Source organism: Paenibacillus sp. JT22N15 (assembly GCF_059383755.1).
In genome coordinates this window covers 78,200-94,297 of the sequence record NZ_JBXENV010000017.1, presented here as the reverse complement: position 1 = coordinate 94,297, position 16,098 = coordinate 78,200, and the positions used below count along the sequence as shown (strand labels likewise).

The following is a 16,098-nucleotide window of genomic DNA, read 5'->3' as shown; positions in this document are numbered from 1 at the left end:
GTCAACAATAAACGATCGTTTATTTATTGTCAATACTAAACGACAGCTGGCAGATTGCCCCCCATTTTATGCGACAAAGGCTAGGAATGTAAAAAACAGGCAGCAGGAGCCACTTTCCATGCTCCTGCTGCCTTACCATTGCTAACTATTCGTTTCTGCTACGTAAACGTCAATATTGAGCTGCTGTGCCGCCAGCTTAAGCTCGCCTTCAATCGGCTGATCGGTAATGAAAGCTTGCAGCGCTGCAAGCGGCGAAATCGAGAACAGTGACATTTTGCCAACCTTCGTCTGATCGAACACCGCATACGTCTCAACGGATCGCCTAATCAGCGCTTTGGCAATTTGCGCTTCCTGTTCCGAATACGTCGTAATGCCCCCGCCTGCCGATACACCATCAACGCCAATGAACATTTTACCAATATTCAAATGATCGACCATGCCTTCTCCCAGCGGCCCGCAAAGCTCAAAGCTGTTGTGGCGCATAATGCCGCCCGTGACAACGACTTGAATCGGGCTCCCCGCCAGCTCCATCGCAATATTCACTGCATTCGTCACGACGGTAATGCCGCTTCTGAGTTTAAGCTGCTTGGCAATCAAATAATTGGTCGTGCCGCCGGACAGGCCGATGACATCGCCCTCCTGAATAAGCGATACCGCCTTCGCGGCAATTCTTTCTTTTTCCAGGTACGAAATATCCTGCTTTTCCGAAAAGCCCATATCACGAACGACGCTGAGCCCATCATACATCGCCCCGCCAATCGTGCGAATAATCGGATAGCTGGCTTCCATTTGCTCTAAGTCTCTTCTTGCGGTCGCTTCCGAACAATCGAATTGCTCCACAATCTCGGAAATCGTAACGCGCCCCTGCTGCTTAAGCAGCTGCAAAATCGCCTCGCGGCGGCGCTGTCCTTTAGACGACGGAACATTCGCTTCAGCCATAATTAACGCTCCACCCATGCTTTATCGCTCATTCGCTGCTCGACAACGCTCCATTCTGGAAGCGCCTCCCAATCTCCACGCATTTGAACGACGAGTGAGCCATTGATGCTCGCAAGCTTTACAGCTTCGACAGGCGTCATTCCCTTCATAATCCCTGCCAAAAAGCCAGCGCAAAAACCATCGCCCGCTCCGACCGTATCAATAACCTTGTCCGCCTTATAGAAAGGAACAGCCGTTTCCTCGCTGCCATCCAGCACGATCGTCGCATCATCTTTGCCTTTAATGATCTTCACCGCATCCAGTTCAAGCAGCTTTTGCTTTACAACATCATAGCTATCTGTGTTGTAAAGCAGCATCAGCTCATCCCAGCCCGGCAAAAAGTAATCCGCATCAGCCGCAAAGGGCAGCAGCACCTCCCGCGCTTCTTCGATCGACCAAAGCTTCAGCCGCAAATTGGGATCAAAGCTTACTTTGACGCCAGCATCCTTTGCAATGTCGATGGCTCTCCGCACCGTCCGGCGGCAATTCTCGCTAAGCGCCGCTGTAATTCCCGTTACATGCAGCAGCTTCGATCCTTGAATGTACGCCTCATCAAGATGCTCTGGCTCCATCCGGCTTGCAGCAGAATGCTTGCGGTAATAATGCACGGCCATGCGGCCTGCTACCGTCTCGCGGAACATCATGCCCGTTGGCGCTTCTTCGCTCAGCCTGACGCGGGATACATCTACCCCTTCCCCGCGAAGCGTTTTCAATATAATCCGCCCGAAAGGATCATTACCAAGAGCGCCGAACCAGCCTACCGAGCTTCCTAAGCGTGAAAGGCCAATGGCGACATTGCTTTCCGCCCCGCCGAAGCCCTGCTCCAGTGTAGTCGCCCGTTCAATCGCCTTATGCTCCTGCGGCATAAATAGCGCCATCGATTCTCCGAATGTAATGATGTCTGGTGATGCTTGTCCCACATTCTCCGCCCCCTGCAACGTTGATTTGAGTTCGCTTTCCTTCCATAATCAAACAAACACGGTGTTCACTTGCCGACTTGCTATACTGTAGCAAAAATCGGGAAACGCATAAAATAAATAACAACCAGGTACAGCACCAGCACGATTAGGCTCATGACGCGAGCTTTGCCGATATGTGCGGAAGCGCTTTGACCTTCACGAATAGAAGAAACGATGCGCTTCAGCGGCTTCGTAATAATACCGCCCAATGCGGCAATCCCCAAAAACAAAACCGTTACAATAATCATCCAGATTACGGCATAATCGCCTTTCGACATCATGTAGCCGCCTGTCAGCAGTTGGACAATGAGAAAATATTGTGCGACCCGGTTTGCCGACAGCAGGCCATCAGCCAGCCCTTCCTGTCCTACTCCTGCAAGCTTCGATGCCCGGCCAATCATAATCGGCAGCACAATATAAAAACCCATCCCTACAGCGCCCAATAAATGCAGCAAAACCATTACGTTATACATTCAGCTTTCCTCCTAAAAAAATTTGCGGGGCAGCAAGCGCAAGGCAAGCATCGGCTTAATTCTCACATGGCAAAGCTTGCGCTTAAATGCGCAAGCTTTATTGTAGCGATGCGATGAGTGCCCGCCAGCGCTGCATTAGCACCGTTTTTCTACTAAACACAGTATACTAAATGAACCTAGCAAATACAAAGAACTTCCATAAACCCATTAACTTACTCCGTTAAAAAACTAGCCTTCGCTCAATCCTCTGCCTTCAGGCCGTATTTAAAAATAACGGCATGGATCGCAAAATAATCGACATCGTCCGGCAGCGCATCTTTAATCGGACGCAGCTTCTCGGGACCCAGCTCCATAATGGCTGCTACAATTTCCTCTTCGCGATGGGCGGGAATAATTCGGCTAAAGTCCAGCTCATAGCCCTCCTCCGCACAGCGGATAATATGCCCTTCCACTGTTACCCGGCTGAGGCCGCGCTCTGCGGAAATGGCCTGCGGCGATTTGCCTTCATTAAACAGCTCTAAAGACAGCACATGGCTAGGCGTTTCATCATTCCCTCCCCTGCTGGAAGACTCTGCGGAAGCCGTCCTTGACTGCCCAACAGCAGATGCCTGCCCTGAAAAGGAAGCTGCCCCTCCTGCTGCACCGCCAGCTGCTTCGTTAGGCTTGCCTGCATGCTCGCCAATAATAGCCAGCACCTCGGCACCATATTTCCGCGCCTTGGCTGCGCCAATCCCTTTCGTTTGCAGCAGCTCATCTTCCGTTAGTGGTCTGGCATCAGCAAGTTCTTTGAGCGTTGCATCAAAAAACAGCATAAACGGCGGCACATTTTCGCGGGCTGCCGTCTCTTTGCGCCACTGCTTGAGCGCATCGAACAGCGGAGAAGCCATTCCGCCCTGCCCCGAATCTCTGCGTTTTACCGTTGTCCGCAGACGCTGCATGACCGTCTCCTTGCCTTCCAGAACAGGCAAAGCATTCGTCGTGAGCGAGACGGTCGGATATTGCCCATCACTCATCCGCAAGTAGCCCTCGGCGACAAGCCAATATAGCCAATCGGTAATTTCCTTCTCTGGCCAGCTGCTGAGCAGCCCATATGTAGTGAGCTCATCCAGCCTGAACTCCAGCAGCCGTTTGTCGCGTGAGCCTTTAAGAACTTTAGCTGCCATCGTCACGCCAAACCGACCGCGCATTCTGCCAACGCAGGAAAGGGCCTTCTGCGCTTCCGACGTTCGATCAACCAGCTCGCTTTTGTCGAGGCAATTGCCGCATTTTCCGCACGGCTCTACATTTTTCTCGCCAAAATAATCGACGATAAACTGCTGCAGGCAGCGATGCGTCCGGCTGTAGTTCATCATCGTATTCAGCTTGGACAGCTGAATCGACTTCCGTTCTGTATCGCCGACGCCCTGCTCGATAAGAAACCGCTGCACCTGCACATCCTGAGGCTCGAACAGCAAAATGCATTCGCTTTCCTCGCCGTCGCGTCCCGCCCGGCCCGCTTCCTGATAATACGACTCAACGTCGCCGGGCATTTGCCAGTGCAGCACATAACGCACGTTAGGCTTGTCAATGCCCATGCCAAACGCATTCGTGGCGACCATTACGCGCAGTTCATCGAAACGGAAGCGCTCCTGAGTCGTCGCTCGCTCCTCGTCGGACAAGCCGCCATGATATTTGCCTGCGGCAATCCCTTTGCGTACAAGCTGATCATGCACGGACTCGGCTTCTTTGCGCGTAGCCGTATAAATAATGCCCGACTGCTCTTCGCGCTCGGTTATAAACTTCTGCAAAAATTTCTTTTTGTCCGCCCCGCTAATGACCGACAACGATAAATTCGGCCTAGCAAAGCCGCTCACAAAAATATTCGGATCATGCATGCCCAGCATAGCCGATACATCCCGCGCCACCTCGTCCGTTGCCGTTGCGGTAAAGCCTGCAACTAGCGGACGGTTAGCGAGCTGTCCAATCCAGCCTGCCAGCTGGCGATAGCTTGGGCGGAAATCATGCCCCCACTGCGAGACACAGTGGGCCTCATCAATGGCGATCATCGGAATTTCCATCTGCTCGCTAAGTGAGCTGAACATTGGCGCATCAAGCCGCTCTGGCGCCACATACAGCAGCTTGTAATCGCCTCTGAACGCGCTTCGCAGTACTTCCCGGTATTCTACAGCTCCAAGCGAGCTGTTCAAAAATGCCGCTGGAATGCCGAGCCTGTTCAGCGCATCGACCTGATCCTTCATAAGCGATATGAGCGGAGAAACAACAAGCGTCGTTCCATTCAGCAGCAAGGACGGTATTTGGTAACAGACGGACTTGCCTCCGCCAGTCGGGAGAATGGCAAGCGTATCCCGGCCTTCCAGTATTCCTTGAATAATGGCTTCCTGTCCAGGTCGAAACGAGTCATAGCCGTACACCCGTTTCAGCTCGGCTCTAGCTTGCTCCAGCATGCTTCTTTCCCTCCCTTTGCACATTAAGCATCCTAAAAAATAGACCCATTACAAATATAAGCCCATTATAAGGGGGAACCTTACAACTTCTTATATTTCAAACGGAAAAACCCTGCCAGCAAAGTGTCAGGGTCCTCCCGTACTAAATCTTTTATATAAGCCAGCTTGCTTTAGCTAAGTCCATTAAGCAGTTACGATTTGGATAACATTTCGAACCGATTGCGCTGATTGATCAAGCGCAGCCTTTTCTTCTGCCGTCAAATCAAGCTCCAGCACTTTCTCAATGCCATCGCCGCCAATAACCGCGGGTACGCCCATGAACAGATCGTCATAGCCATATTCGCCTTCAAGGTAAGCGATAACTGGAATAATGCGTTTTTTGTCCTTCAAAATCGCTTCTGTCATTTGCACAAGCGCTGCAGCTGGCGCATAATATGCGCTGCCGTTGCCGAGCAAATTAACGATTTCGCCGCCGCCAACACGAGCGCGCTGTACAATCGCTTCAATGCGCTCAGCTGAGATCAGCTTCTCGATAGGAATACCGCCAGCGTTGGAATACCGAACAAGTGGAACCATATCATCGCCATGACCGCCAAGCACGAAGCCGCGAACATCTTCCACGGAAACGTTAAGCTCTTGCGCAATAAATGTGCAGTAACGAGCAGTGTCAAGAACGCCGGATTGGCCGATAACGCGATTTTTAGGGAAACCAAGCGCTTGGTAAGCAACGTAAGTCATAGCGTCAACCGGGTTGCTAAGAATAATGACATAAGCGTTAGGGCTTGTTGCCTTTACGTTCTCACAAACGGATTTCACGATACCCGCGTTGGTGTTAACAAGATCGTCACGGCTCATGCCGGGTTTACGGGCAATGCCCGCAGTAATTATAACGACATCGGAATCCTTCGTATCTGCATAGTCAGACGTCCCGATAATGTTAACATCAAGGCCTTGTACTGGTGTCGATTCAAGCATGTCAAGCGCTTTGCCCTTTGTCGGGTTTTCCAATTGTGGAATATCGACGAGCACAACGTCGCCTAGCTCTTTTTGTGCTGCCATCAGGGCAGTTGTAGCGCCTGTGAAGCCTGCTCCAACAACAGTAATTTTTCTGCGTTTGATTGCCATTGTCTCATTACCTCCAGCCATTGTTGGTTCTAGAAGTTGTTAATAACCTCGTCAGCGAACTCGGAGCATTTCACTTCTTTAGCGCCATCCATCAAGCGGGCAAAGTCATAAGTTACTGTTTTGTTGTTGATCGATGCTTCCAGACCTTTGTAGATCAGGTCAGCCGCTTCCTGCCAGCCAAGGTGCTCAAGCAGCATTACGCCGGAGAGAATAACCGAGCCTGGGTTAACAACGTCTTTATCTGCATATTTAGGAGCTGTACCATGCGTAGCTTCAAAAATAGCATGTCCAGTCAAGTAGTTGATGTTTGCTCCTGGAGCGATACCGATACCGCCAACTTGCGCTGCAAGTGCATCGGACAGGTAGTCGCCGTTCAGGTTCAGCGTTGCGATTACGTCAAAGTCAGTCGGACGAGTCAGAACTTGCTGCAAAGCGATGTCCGCAATAGCGTCCTTCACGATCAGCTTGCCTGCTGCTTCCGCAGCTGCTTGTGCTGCATTTGCAGCTTCTGTGCCTTCTGCTTCTTTAATTCGGTCATATTGACCCCAAGTGAAGGTTTGCTCTGCAAATTCTGTTTCAGCTACTTCGTAGCCCCAGTTTTTGAAAGCTCCTTCTGTAAATTTCATGATGTTGCCTTTGTGTACCAGTGTAAGCGACTTGCGGCCATGCTTAAGCGCATATTCAATTGCTGCGCGGGCAAGGCGCTGCGAACCTTCTTTGGAAACCGGCTTGATGCCGATACCGGAAGTTTCAGGGAAACGGATTTTGTTAACGCCCATTTCAGTTTGCAGGAAGTTGATCACTTTTTTCACTTCTGCGGAACCTTCTTGGTACTCGATACCTGCATAAATGTCCTCTGTGTTTTCACGGAAAATAACCATGTCAACCAGCTCAGGGCGTTTTACAGGGGAAGGAACGCCGTCGAAGTAACGAACAGGACGCAGACATACGTACAGGTCAAGCTCTTGGCGAAGCGCTACGTTCAGGGAACGGATGCCGCCGCCGATTGGCGTAGTCAAAGGACCTTTGATTGCTACGATATATTCACGAATCGCTGTCAGCGTATCAGCTGGCAACCACTCGCCGTATTCATTGAATGCTTTCTCGCCGGCAAAAACTTCGTACCAAGCGATCTTTTTGTCGCCGCCGTAAGCTTTCGCTACAGCTGCGTCAAGCACGCGTTTCGAAGCGCGCCAGATGTCGCGGCCTGTGCCGTCGCCTTCGATGAAAGGAATGATTGGATTGCTAGGAACGTTCAGCACACCGTTGTCGATAGTGATTTTGTCGCCTTCAGTAGGTAATGCGAATTTTTCGAATTGAGCCATTGTTTATAATTCCTCCTTTAATTTGTGTAACGGTACTAAAAGCAGCGCTTAGCGCTCGTCGATTGGAATATATTTCGCGTTGACTGGACCGATATAGTCGGCGCGAGGACGAATCAAGCGATTGTTCTCGTATTGCTCAAGAATATGAGCACTCCAGCCGGAAACGCGGCTAATCGCAAAAATTGGCGTAAATAGATCACGAGCAATGCCTAGTGTCGTATAGACGGAAGCAGAGTAGAAATCTACATTTGGCTTAAGGCCTTTTTGACCGGTAACGAGCTCTTCGATCTTGATCGACATTTCATAAAGCTCCAAATTTCCAGTCAGCTTGCCGAGCTCTTGCGACATCTTTTGCAGATGCTTGGCGCGTGGATCGCCGTTTTTGTAAACGCGGTGACCGAAGCCCATAATCTTCTGCTTGTTCGCAAGCGCATTGTTGATATATGGCTCAACATTGGCAAAGGAGCCGATTTCCTCCAGCATAACCATTACCGCTTCATTAGCGCCGCCATGCAGCGGGCCTTTGAGCGCGCCGATTGCCGAGGTAACACCGGAATAAATGTCAGATAAAGTCGCTACCGTTACACGTGCCGCAAATGTAGATGCGTTAAGCTCATGGTCAGCATGCAGCACAAGTGCCTGATCAAGCGCTTTCACTGCAACCTCTTCAGGATCTTTGCCCGTAAGCATGTACAGGAAATTATGGGCGATGGATACGCCTTTCTTCGGAGCAATTGGATCTTTGCCTTCACGAATGCGAGCGAACGCTGCTACAACGGCTGGCAATTGCGCCTGCAACTTAATCGCTTTCAGCTGATTAGCTTCAGCAGTCATTTCATTAGCCGACTCATCATATAGAGCAAGGCTTGAAATGGCTGTACGAAGTGCCGCCATCGAATTCGTGTCCTTCGGGTACAGCTTAATTTGCTGGATAACGCCTTCAGGAATTGCTGTGTATGCATCTAACTGCTCTTGCAGTTTTGCTAGCTCGGAACGATTAGGCAGTTTGCCATACCATAACAAATAGGCAACCTCTTCAAATGTCGCATTTTCTGCCAAATCATCAATATCTATACCGCGGTATGTCAACACTCCGTCAATAATCGAGCTGATTGACGAAGAAGCGGCGACAATTCCTTCCAGACCTTTAGTTGCTGTCATCGTTCTCTCTCCTTTAGCTTGGAAATTTCACATCGCAAAATATCATTCGAATCCATGTCGTCCGTATAATCATAAATGATTTTGACAACAAAGTGAACAAAAGCACATATAAAAATGCTTTATCAGTAAGAAAGAAAATTGTGATGGGGTTGCTGGCATGTGAAATAACCTCACCTTTCGACACCCTGACAGATCTGGTACCTGCTTATGTAGTTAGATGTAAACGCCTGTCTTCTATCTTAACAGAAAAACAGGCAGAGTACTAACCGATCACGATACAAGCTTTAATAATCGTTTGTAAATAGACGAAACGACCGCTCCCCGGCAAAATACCGGGAAACAGCCGCTGCTTCATTTTTGCTGTTATTGATTGATGCCGAAATGACAAGGGCCTGCTGCGCAGCAAGTTTTCTTCCCTATAATAGGCTAAAGAAACAAATGGCTTGAAGGTTAATGATTTAACTCTCCAAACGATGAGCCTTGGTACTGTGGCTGCTGATAAGCAAAGGATTGGTTCGCATTTGAACTGGAAATTTGATTGCAAATGCTAGAAATTTGCTGCATTTGCTGCATCGCCTTTTGGTGACCTTGCAATGAGGTTTGGATAATATGGGCCGCTTGATGCTCACGCTGAGCAATTTGCTCCAACTGGGCGGCATTCGCTTGTTCTTGCTTCAACAATTGCTGATACATGCCTGATGCTTGCTGTGTTTGCTGCATCAGCTGCTGTAGAAGATGCTCGCATTGTGAAAGCTGTTGGCTAATATTCGTTTGTGAAAACTGATTCATTCGTAAAACCTCCAGATTGTTTAATAAACTGCCTCCTTTAATATGTCTTACACATCCATTTTTATTCTTGATTCGACAAATCTCGAATATCGTGATTCGCAACCCTAGAAGCTTGCTTTGAATGTCGCCTTACGCATCTTAGGACATTCTTCATCTGCTATGTTAAAATAAATTATTGCAAAAAATCGGAGGTTCGCTATGAATGAACATCGCATTGGTATTATAGATATAGGCTCCAACTCGGTGAGGCTCGTTGTTTATGAGCGAACAGCACACGGAGCACACCGCGTCATTGATGGGAGCAAACGCCCGGCGCGTCTAAGTGAACGAATTGACGATCAGGGCAATCTATCAGCTGAGGCAATGAGCGAGCTGCTCGGCACACTCAGCCATTTCCGCTTAATTTGCGCCCATAACCGAACTGGAGAAATCCGCGCAGTGGCAACAGCGGCAATTCGCAACGCTTCGAACCGCGCGGTTATTTTGGAAGCGATAAAAGCCGAAACCGGCCTTGATATAGAACTGCTTAGCGGCGAGCAAGAGGCAGCCTTTGGCTTCCTTGGGATGATTAATGCGATGGACCTGGAGGATGGTCTATTAGTTGATATTGGCGGCGGCAGCACGGAGGTATCGCTGTTTCGCGGACGCAAGCTGCAGCACTCCGTCTCCTTTCCTTTTGGCTGCGTGAGCCTGAATCGGCGTTTCGCATCCAAAGGCATGCTCAGCGACGAGGCTTTGCGCGCGCTGGACAATGCAGCGCTTGAAGCCTTCAAGTCCGTTCCATGGCTCGCCAAAGCGCAGGGACTGCCCATGATTGGCGTCGGGGGCACCGCCAGAGCGCTGGGCAAAATCCATCAAGCGGCGACGAACTACCCTTTTCATCAAACACATAATTATGCGATACCCGGAGGGGACGCCGAAATGGTGTTTGATCAGCTGCGGGCCCTGCCGCTGGACAAGCGCAGCAAGTTTCCCGGCCTGTCCAAAGATCGGGTAGACGTTATTGTGCCCGGCTTAGCCGTGCTGCGCCAGCTTTACAAGCTGACTAAAGCTTCGGGCTATATCATTTGTGGTGCCGGATTGCGCGACGGCATTTTTCATGATACACGATTTTCGCAAGAGTCTACTCATCAGGATGTGCTGGGCTTCAGCCTGCATAACATCAGCATGCTTCATCCCGCTGCACCGATGCAGCATGTATCGCAGGTAAACCGGCTTGCTTTGCAGCTGTACGATGAGCTGAGGGAACTGCACCAAATGCCATCGCGAGCGCGGATTTTGCTTGATGCCGCTTCCAGCCTGTTTCGAATTGGCGCTTCCATTGACTACTACGACTACGCCAAGCATACGTTTTATTTAATCGTCAACTCGCATCTGAATGGATTGTCCCATAAGGAAATTTTGATTACGGCTTCGATCGCATCTTATAAAAGCAAAAGTCGGGCACGGCAGCAGCTCCGTCCCTACAAAGAGATGCTTGTCGAATCCGACTATGAGTTAATCTGCAGGCTGGGCACACTACTGCAGCTCGCCTCAGCGCTTGACCGCAGCGAGACACAGGCGCTAAGCAGGCTGGCCGTCTCTCTTACGCCTGAGCAGCTTAAGCTGCATGCCGTACGTCCTAGCAGCTCGCTGACCGTTGAGCGTCTGGAGGTAGGCGAGCTCGCTCCCGAGTTTTCCAAGCTGTGGAAGCTGACTCCTGTGCTCGAACTGCCTGATTATATTCAGGCATAGAAATCGTTGCTTTCCTTAAATATTTTCATAAAAAATAACGCGGTGAAAAAGGAATGGAGCATTCCTTTCTCACCGCGTTTTTCTTTTTTATACTTGTACTTTCCAGCCTGGGATATGTCTAGCCTCGAATTGACTGCGGAACGGTTTATTTTCATTTTCAACATGAACATAAGTGCCGTTTGACTGCAGTTTCCTAGCTTTGACATTGTCATTCAAATTCAAGTTCAGCATGTTGATGAGCGTCTGACGCAAATGCGCGTCGTACACTGGACACATCAGCTCCACCCGCTTCATCAGGTTGCGCGTCATCCAGTCGGCACTGGATAAATAAACTTCCTCTTCCCCGCCATTGTGGAAATACATGACTCTTGCATGCTCCAAATAACGGTCCACAATGCTGATTACCTGAATGTTCTCGCTTCGGCCAGCAACACCAGGACGCAAGCAGCATACGCCGCGGACAATCAAATCGATTTTCACGCCTGCCTGCGAAGCCTCGTACAGCTTATCGACCATCTCTTGATTGGAGAGCGAGTTCATCTTCGCAATGACACGGCCCTTCTTCCCAGCCGCCACATGGGCGATTTCCCGGTCAATAAGGCGGAACAGCTTCTGCTTGAGATCCGTTGGAGCTACGCCAAAAGCTTTCCAGTCATATGGATCGGAATAGCCCGTCACCTCATTGAACAGCGCCGATGCATCGCCGCCGATTGTCGGATGAGATGTAAACAGACCGATATCAGTATACAGCGTCGCTGTGCTGTCATTGTAATTGCCTGTGCCCACATGCACATAACGGCGCAGCGTGTCCTGCTCCCGGCGCACGACGAGCAATATTTTCGCATGGGTTTTCAATCCAATCAGACCGTAGACGACATGGCAGCCCGCTTTCTCCAGCTGGCGCGCCCAAGCAATATTGCGCTCCTCATCGAATCGCGCCTTCAGCTCGACAACAACGGTCACCTGCTTGCCAGATTCGGCTGCTTCAGCCAGCGCTTGAACGAGCGCTGACTTGCCGCTGACCCGATACATCGTCATTTTAATCGCAAGCACATCCGGATCGGTGGCCGCCTGAAGCACAAAATCATTAACCGCATCAAACGATTCATACGGATGGTACATGAGAACGTCCCGCTGGCGAATCACTTCAAACATGTCGTCAGTGTCGTCAAATTCCATCGGATAGACCGGCTCCATTTTGTCATAACGCAAATGGTCATAGCCTGGTATAGCCTGAGCGAACTTCATCATAAAGCTTAAATCGAGCGGTCCATCAATTTCGATCAGGTTATCCTCGATTTCCAGCTCATCCTTGAGAATATCCAGCGCATCCGGATGCATGCCGCGAGCAACCTCAAGCCGTACGGAGATACCCCAACGGCGTTTGCGCAGCTCCTTCTCAATTTCCTCCAGCAAATCCTCGGCATCTTCATTGAGCGTAAAATCAGCATTGCGCGTCAAACGAAACGCATGCACCGCATAAGCTCCATAGCCATTGAAAAGGGTATCGATAAATTGCTCAATCAGATCCTCCAGCAGCACATATTCGCGCTTCTTGCTATTCGGGCGTTCAGGCAGCGGGACAAATCTTGCTAAAATCGATGGTACCTGCACCATCGCGAATAGAGGGTCTTCATCAGGTGCGGCTTCCGGGTGGCGCAATAAAACAGCTAAATATAATTCCTTCGTATGTACAAGTGGAAAAGGCCTGCTCTGATCGACCGCCATCGGTGTCAGGACAGGAAATACAATTTCATGAAAATACTCCGATACGGCCTTGGACTGCGTCATATTCAGCTCGCTCATTGAACGGATGGCAATGCCTTCCCGTCCCAAGCCGCGCAGCACGTCCCGATAAGATTTATATTGATCATGCACCATTTGATTCGTGCGTTTAATTAATCGTTTCCATAAGCCCGCGGGCGTATAGCCTGTAAAATCAATTTTAGAATAGCCTGCTTTAATTTGCTCTTGAATGCCCGCTACACGCACACTCATAAATTCATCTAAATTACTGGATACAATGGCTAGAAACTTGGCCCGCTCAAGCAGCGGATTGTTTACATCCTGCGCCTCTTGAAGCACTCGGCAGTTAAATTCGGCCCAACTTAAATCTCTGTTAACATAGTGGGACAAATGTTTTGTCATTTTGTGCGCCTCCCTCATATATGCCCCTATTATGCGCTACAACTATTCGTGTCGTATTATTAATTTGTAAAGCTAATGTAAACATCTTAGAACTTGCGTATGGAAAAAGATCCTCCGCGTATCCGTTTCTCCAGCCAGTGCAGCATGATCTGCTGATAAAAAGAACGGGTAAACGGCAGCAGAAAGGTCAGACCGATGATATCGCTGAAAAAGCCGGGAATAAGCAGCAGCAAACCGCCAGCCAGCACACATAGACCCTCCAGCAGCTTGCGTCCGGGTATTTGGCCCTGCTGCAGCTGAAGCTGCGCTTCTGCCCACACTCTGCGTCCCTCCGCCAGCGTCAAATAAGCCCCGACCATACTGAACAAAACGATGAGCCCAAACGTCTTCCACCCGCCAAGCCAGCTGCCCACTTGCACGATGCCCCAAAACTCAATCAAAGGCAATATAATCAATGCTGCGATGAGCCATTTTTTCATTATAAATTCCTCCCGTCCAGTTTATGCTGGCAGCAGCCGTCACCAATCAGCTTGTTATCTGCCTCATTAAATCATACAGCGCGGGGAGCCCTTTGTCCAAACGCATAGGTCGCCACTCCTTATTTACCCACACATGCTTGGTTCCTCCCGTAACGAGCCGCTCCCCCGGAAGGCTTTCCTGCTGCTCGTAAAAAGCGGGCTTAAACGACGCCTCATCTACTTTGCGAATTTCCGATTCAAAGGATAAACGCACGGAAGTGAAATCCGAAATGCGCGTGCAAATAAGCAGTGTGTCGTCATAACGCGCCGGCAATGCATAATGGCAATGCAAATCGATGACAGGCAGCAGCATGCCGCTTTGTTCAATAGATTTGTAGTCAAAGCCTGCTGATCGTATCAGCTCGGTGCGCCCAATTTCAAACCAGTTCAAATAGTTCGTGTGAAACACGACCCCCATTTGATCCGTTTCCTGATAACGGACGCGCAGCGGATGCGCGAACCATCCAGACAACGGGCTGCTCATCATGTAAACCTCCCTTTAAGTTCAACAAAAGCGACGGTGAAATCACCATCGCTTGTTGTTGCTCTGTCTATACGAGCAGAGAATATGCAGTTAAGGTGAAACGGCCGAAAGCCGTCCTCTGGCGGCGCGCGGCGTTTCAGTCCGAGAAATATAGAGAAAGTATGACGAAATCATATACTTTCCTATATTTTTGAAAATTATACAGACTTGGATTGGCCGGAGTAAATAACGCCTGTTTCGCCGTAAAGCGTAACTTCCATGCCATCTTCCAAAATAGTTGTAGCATTAGAAATGCCCAGAATAACTGGAATTCCGAGGTTAATGCCGCAAACAGCCGCATGGCTAGTAATGCCGCCTTGCTCCGTTACGACAGCTGCCGCTTTCTCGAATGCAGGCATATATTCTTTATCGGTCGATACGGTTACCAGAATCGAACCTTGTTTTGTTTTTGCAATAGCTTCTTCAGGCGTGCGGGCAACGACTACTGTACCAGTAGCTGTTTGGCTGCCGATGCCTTGTCCATTTGCCAGAAGCTCGCCAATGTGGTGAATTTTGATTAGGTTTGTTGTTCCAGAGCGGCCTACTGGCACACCAGCCGTAATAACGATTGTATCGCCAAGAGCAAGCAAACCAGTGCTGAGTGCGCCGGTTACTGCATTTTCGAACAAACCGTCTGTGGAATCAACGAGTGCGCCTTTAACGGGAATAACGCCCCATACAAGTGCCAGGCGACGCATAACCGTCTCTTCTGTTGTTACCGCAATGATTGGCGCTTTCGGACGGTATTTGGATACCATACGGGAAGTGAAGCCGCTTTGCGTCGAAGTAACGATCGCTTTCGCTTTCAGGTCAAATGCGGAATTAGCTACCGCTTGGGAGATTGCTTCCGTTACGCTTGTTTGCTGTGCATTCGCTTGTTTCGTGAAAATTTCACGGTATTCAAGAGCCGATTCTGCACGCTCAGCGATACGAGCCATCGTTTGTACCGATTCAACTGGATATTTACCAGCAGCTGTTTCGCCGGAAAGCATGATCGCATCTGTACCGTCGAAAATCGCGTTCGCAACGTCGCTCGCCTCAGCACGAGTCGGACGCGGGTTGCGCTGCATCGAATCCAGCATTTGTGTTGCTGTAATAACGGGCTTGCCAGCGCGATTACATTTTTGAATCATCGATTTTTGTACGAGCGGTACTTCTTCTGCTGGAATTTCAACGCCAAGGTCGCCGCGGGCAACCATCAGGCCGTCGGAAACTTCCAAAATTTCATCAAGGTTGTCTACACCTTGCTGGTTCTCAATTTTAGAAATAATTTGGATATGACCCGCATTGTGACGCTCCAGAAGCTCGCGAATTTCCAAAACATCGCTTGCTTTACGCACGAAGGAAGCCGCGATGAAATCTACGCCTTGCTCAATGCCGAAGACGATGTCGTTCGCGTCTTTCTCAGTAATACCAGGAAGCGAGATGTTTACGCCTGGTACGTTAACGCCCTTCTTGCTTTTAATTTGACCGCTGTTGACGATGCGGCAAATGATTTCTGTTCCTTGCACCTCTTCAACCGTCAAGCCAATTAGGCCGTCATCGATCAAAATGGTCGAACCAACCGAAACGTCGTTAGGCAGATCCGTATAAGTAATCGGAATACGCGTTACGTCGCCAAGAATTTCTTCTGTTGTCAAAGCGATTTTCTCGCCTTGCACCAGTTCAATTGGCTCTTCTTTCAATTTGCCCAGACGAATTTCCGGGCCTTTCGTATCAAGGAGAATGGCAGTTGTTTTGCCGAGTTCGATATTTGCTTGACGAATATTCTTGATGCGGTTACCGTGCTCTTCAAAATCGCCGTGGGAGAAGTTCAGACGAGCGACGTTCATGCCCGCTTGAATAAGCTTCTTCGTGTTTTCAAGTGATTCGCTGGATGGTCCGATTGTACATACAATCTTTGTTTTACGCATGTTTAGTT

At 49.7% G+C, this 16,098-nt stretch carries 13 protein-coding genes; 1 reads left to right on the top strand and 12 read right to left on the bottom strand.

Annotated features, from left to right (window positions below):
- Window positions 1-141 precede the first annotated feature (141 nt).
- The 8 genes from AC50X8_RS27455 to AC50X8_RS27420 all read right to left on the bottom strand — a co-directional run bounded on the left by AC50X8_RS27455 (window position 142) and on the right by AC50X8_RS27420 (window position 9,254).
- Entirely contained in the window at window positions 142-939 is a 798-nt protein-coding gene (locus AC50X8_RS27455) for a DeoR/GlpR family DNA-binding transcription regulator (RefSeq protein WP_056039822.1), read from the bottom strand.
- A gap of 2 nt (window positions 940-941) precedes the next feature.
- Window positions 942-1,898: a sugar kinase gene (locus tag AC50X8_RS27450; protein WP_056039820.1), complete on the bottom strand. Its 957-nt coding sequence runs from the start codon at window positions 1,896-1,898 to the stop codon at window positions 942-944.
- 80 nt (window positions 1,899-1,978) lie between these two features.
- The gene (locus AC50X8_RS27445; RefSeq protein WP_056039818.1) at window positions 1,979-2,410 is read right to left on the bottom strand and encodes a hypothetical protein; all 432 of its coding nucleotides are present in this window, start codon (window positions 2,408-2,410) and stop codon (window positions 1,979-1,981) included.
- 239 nt (window positions 2,411-2,649) lie between these two features.
- Window positions 2,650-4,854, bottom strand: a complete 2,205-nt coding sequence (gene recQ / locus AC50X8_RS27440) for a DNA helicase RecQ (protein WP_494882733.1) — start codon at window positions 4,852-4,854, stop codon at window positions 2,650-2,652.
- Window positions 4,855-5,037: 183 nt separating this feature from the next.
- A complete protein-coding gene (gene mdh / locus AC50X8_RS27435; RefSeq protein WP_494882727.1) occupies window positions 5,038-5,979 on the bottom strand; it encodes a malate dehydrogenase in 942 nt (313 codons plus the stop codon).
- A 29-nt stretch (window positions 5,980-6,008) separates the two neighbouring features.
- Window positions 6,009-7,304, bottom strand: coding sequence for an NADP-dependent isocitrate dehydrogenase (icd, locus tag AC50X8_RS27430; RefSeq protein ID WP_056039812.1), 1,296 nt, complete (start codon window positions 7,302-7,304; stop codon window positions 6,009-6,011).
- A gap of 48 nt (window positions 7,305-7,352) precedes the next feature.
- Window positions 7,353-8,465, bottom strand: coding sequence for a citrate synthase (gene citZ / locus AC50X8_RS27425; RefSeq protein ID WP_046229430.1), 1,113 nt, complete (start codon window positions 8,463-8,465; stop codon window positions 7,353-7,355).
- A 450-nt stretch (window positions 8,466-8,915) separates the two neighbouring features.
- Window positions 8,916-9,254, bottom strand: a complete 339-nt coding sequence (locus AC50X8_RS27420; protein ID WP_056039810.1) for a hypothetical protein — start codon at window positions 9,252-9,254, stop codon at window positions 8,916-8,918.
- Between the two features lie 198 nt (window positions 9,255-9,452).
- Here AC50X8_RS27420 and ppx point away from each other — a divergent pair, with 198 nt between their 5' ends.
- Window positions 9,453-10,988, top strand: coding sequence for an exopolyphosphatase (gene ppx, locus AC50X8_RS27415; protein WP_056039809.1), 1,536 nt, complete (start codon window positions 9,453-9,455; stop codon window positions 10,986-10,988).
- A gap of 87 nt (window positions 10,989-11,075) precedes the next feature.
- Here the strand turns inward: ppx and ppk1 are convergent, their stop codons facing one another.
- From ppk1 to pyk, 4 genes are all read right to left on the bottom strand, one after another.
- Window positions 11,076-13,136 carry a polyphosphate kinase 1 gene (gene ppk1 / locus AC50X8_RS27410; RefSeq protein WP_155973388.1) on the bottom strand — a complete coding sequence of 687 codons (2,061 nt, stop codon included), beginning with the start codon at window positions 13,134-13,136 and terminating at the stop codon, window positions 11,076-11,078.
- An 86-nt stretch (window positions 13,137-13,222) separates the two neighbouring features.
- Window positions 13,223-13,615, bottom strand: a complete 393-nt coding sequence (locus tag AC50X8_RS27405; protein ID WP_056039805.1) for an FxsA family protein — start codon at window positions 13,613-13,615, stop codon at window positions 13,223-13,225.
- A gap of 46 nt (window positions 13,616-13,661) precedes the next feature.
- Window positions 13,662-14,138 carry an acyl-CoA thioesterase gene (locus AC50X8_RS27400; protein ID WP_056039803.1) on the bottom strand — a complete coding sequence of 159 codons (477 nt, stop codon included), beginning with the start codon at window positions 14,136-14,138 and terminating at the stop codon, window positions 13,662-13,664.
- A gap of 197 nt (window positions 14,139-14,335) precedes the next feature.
- Window positions 14,336-16,090, bottom strand: a complete 1,755-nt coding sequence (gene pyk, locus AC50X8_RS27395) for a pyruvate kinase (protein WP_056039801.1) — start codon at window positions 16,088-16,090, stop codon at window positions 14,336-14,338.
- Window positions 16,091-16,098 lie beyond the last annotated feature (8 nt).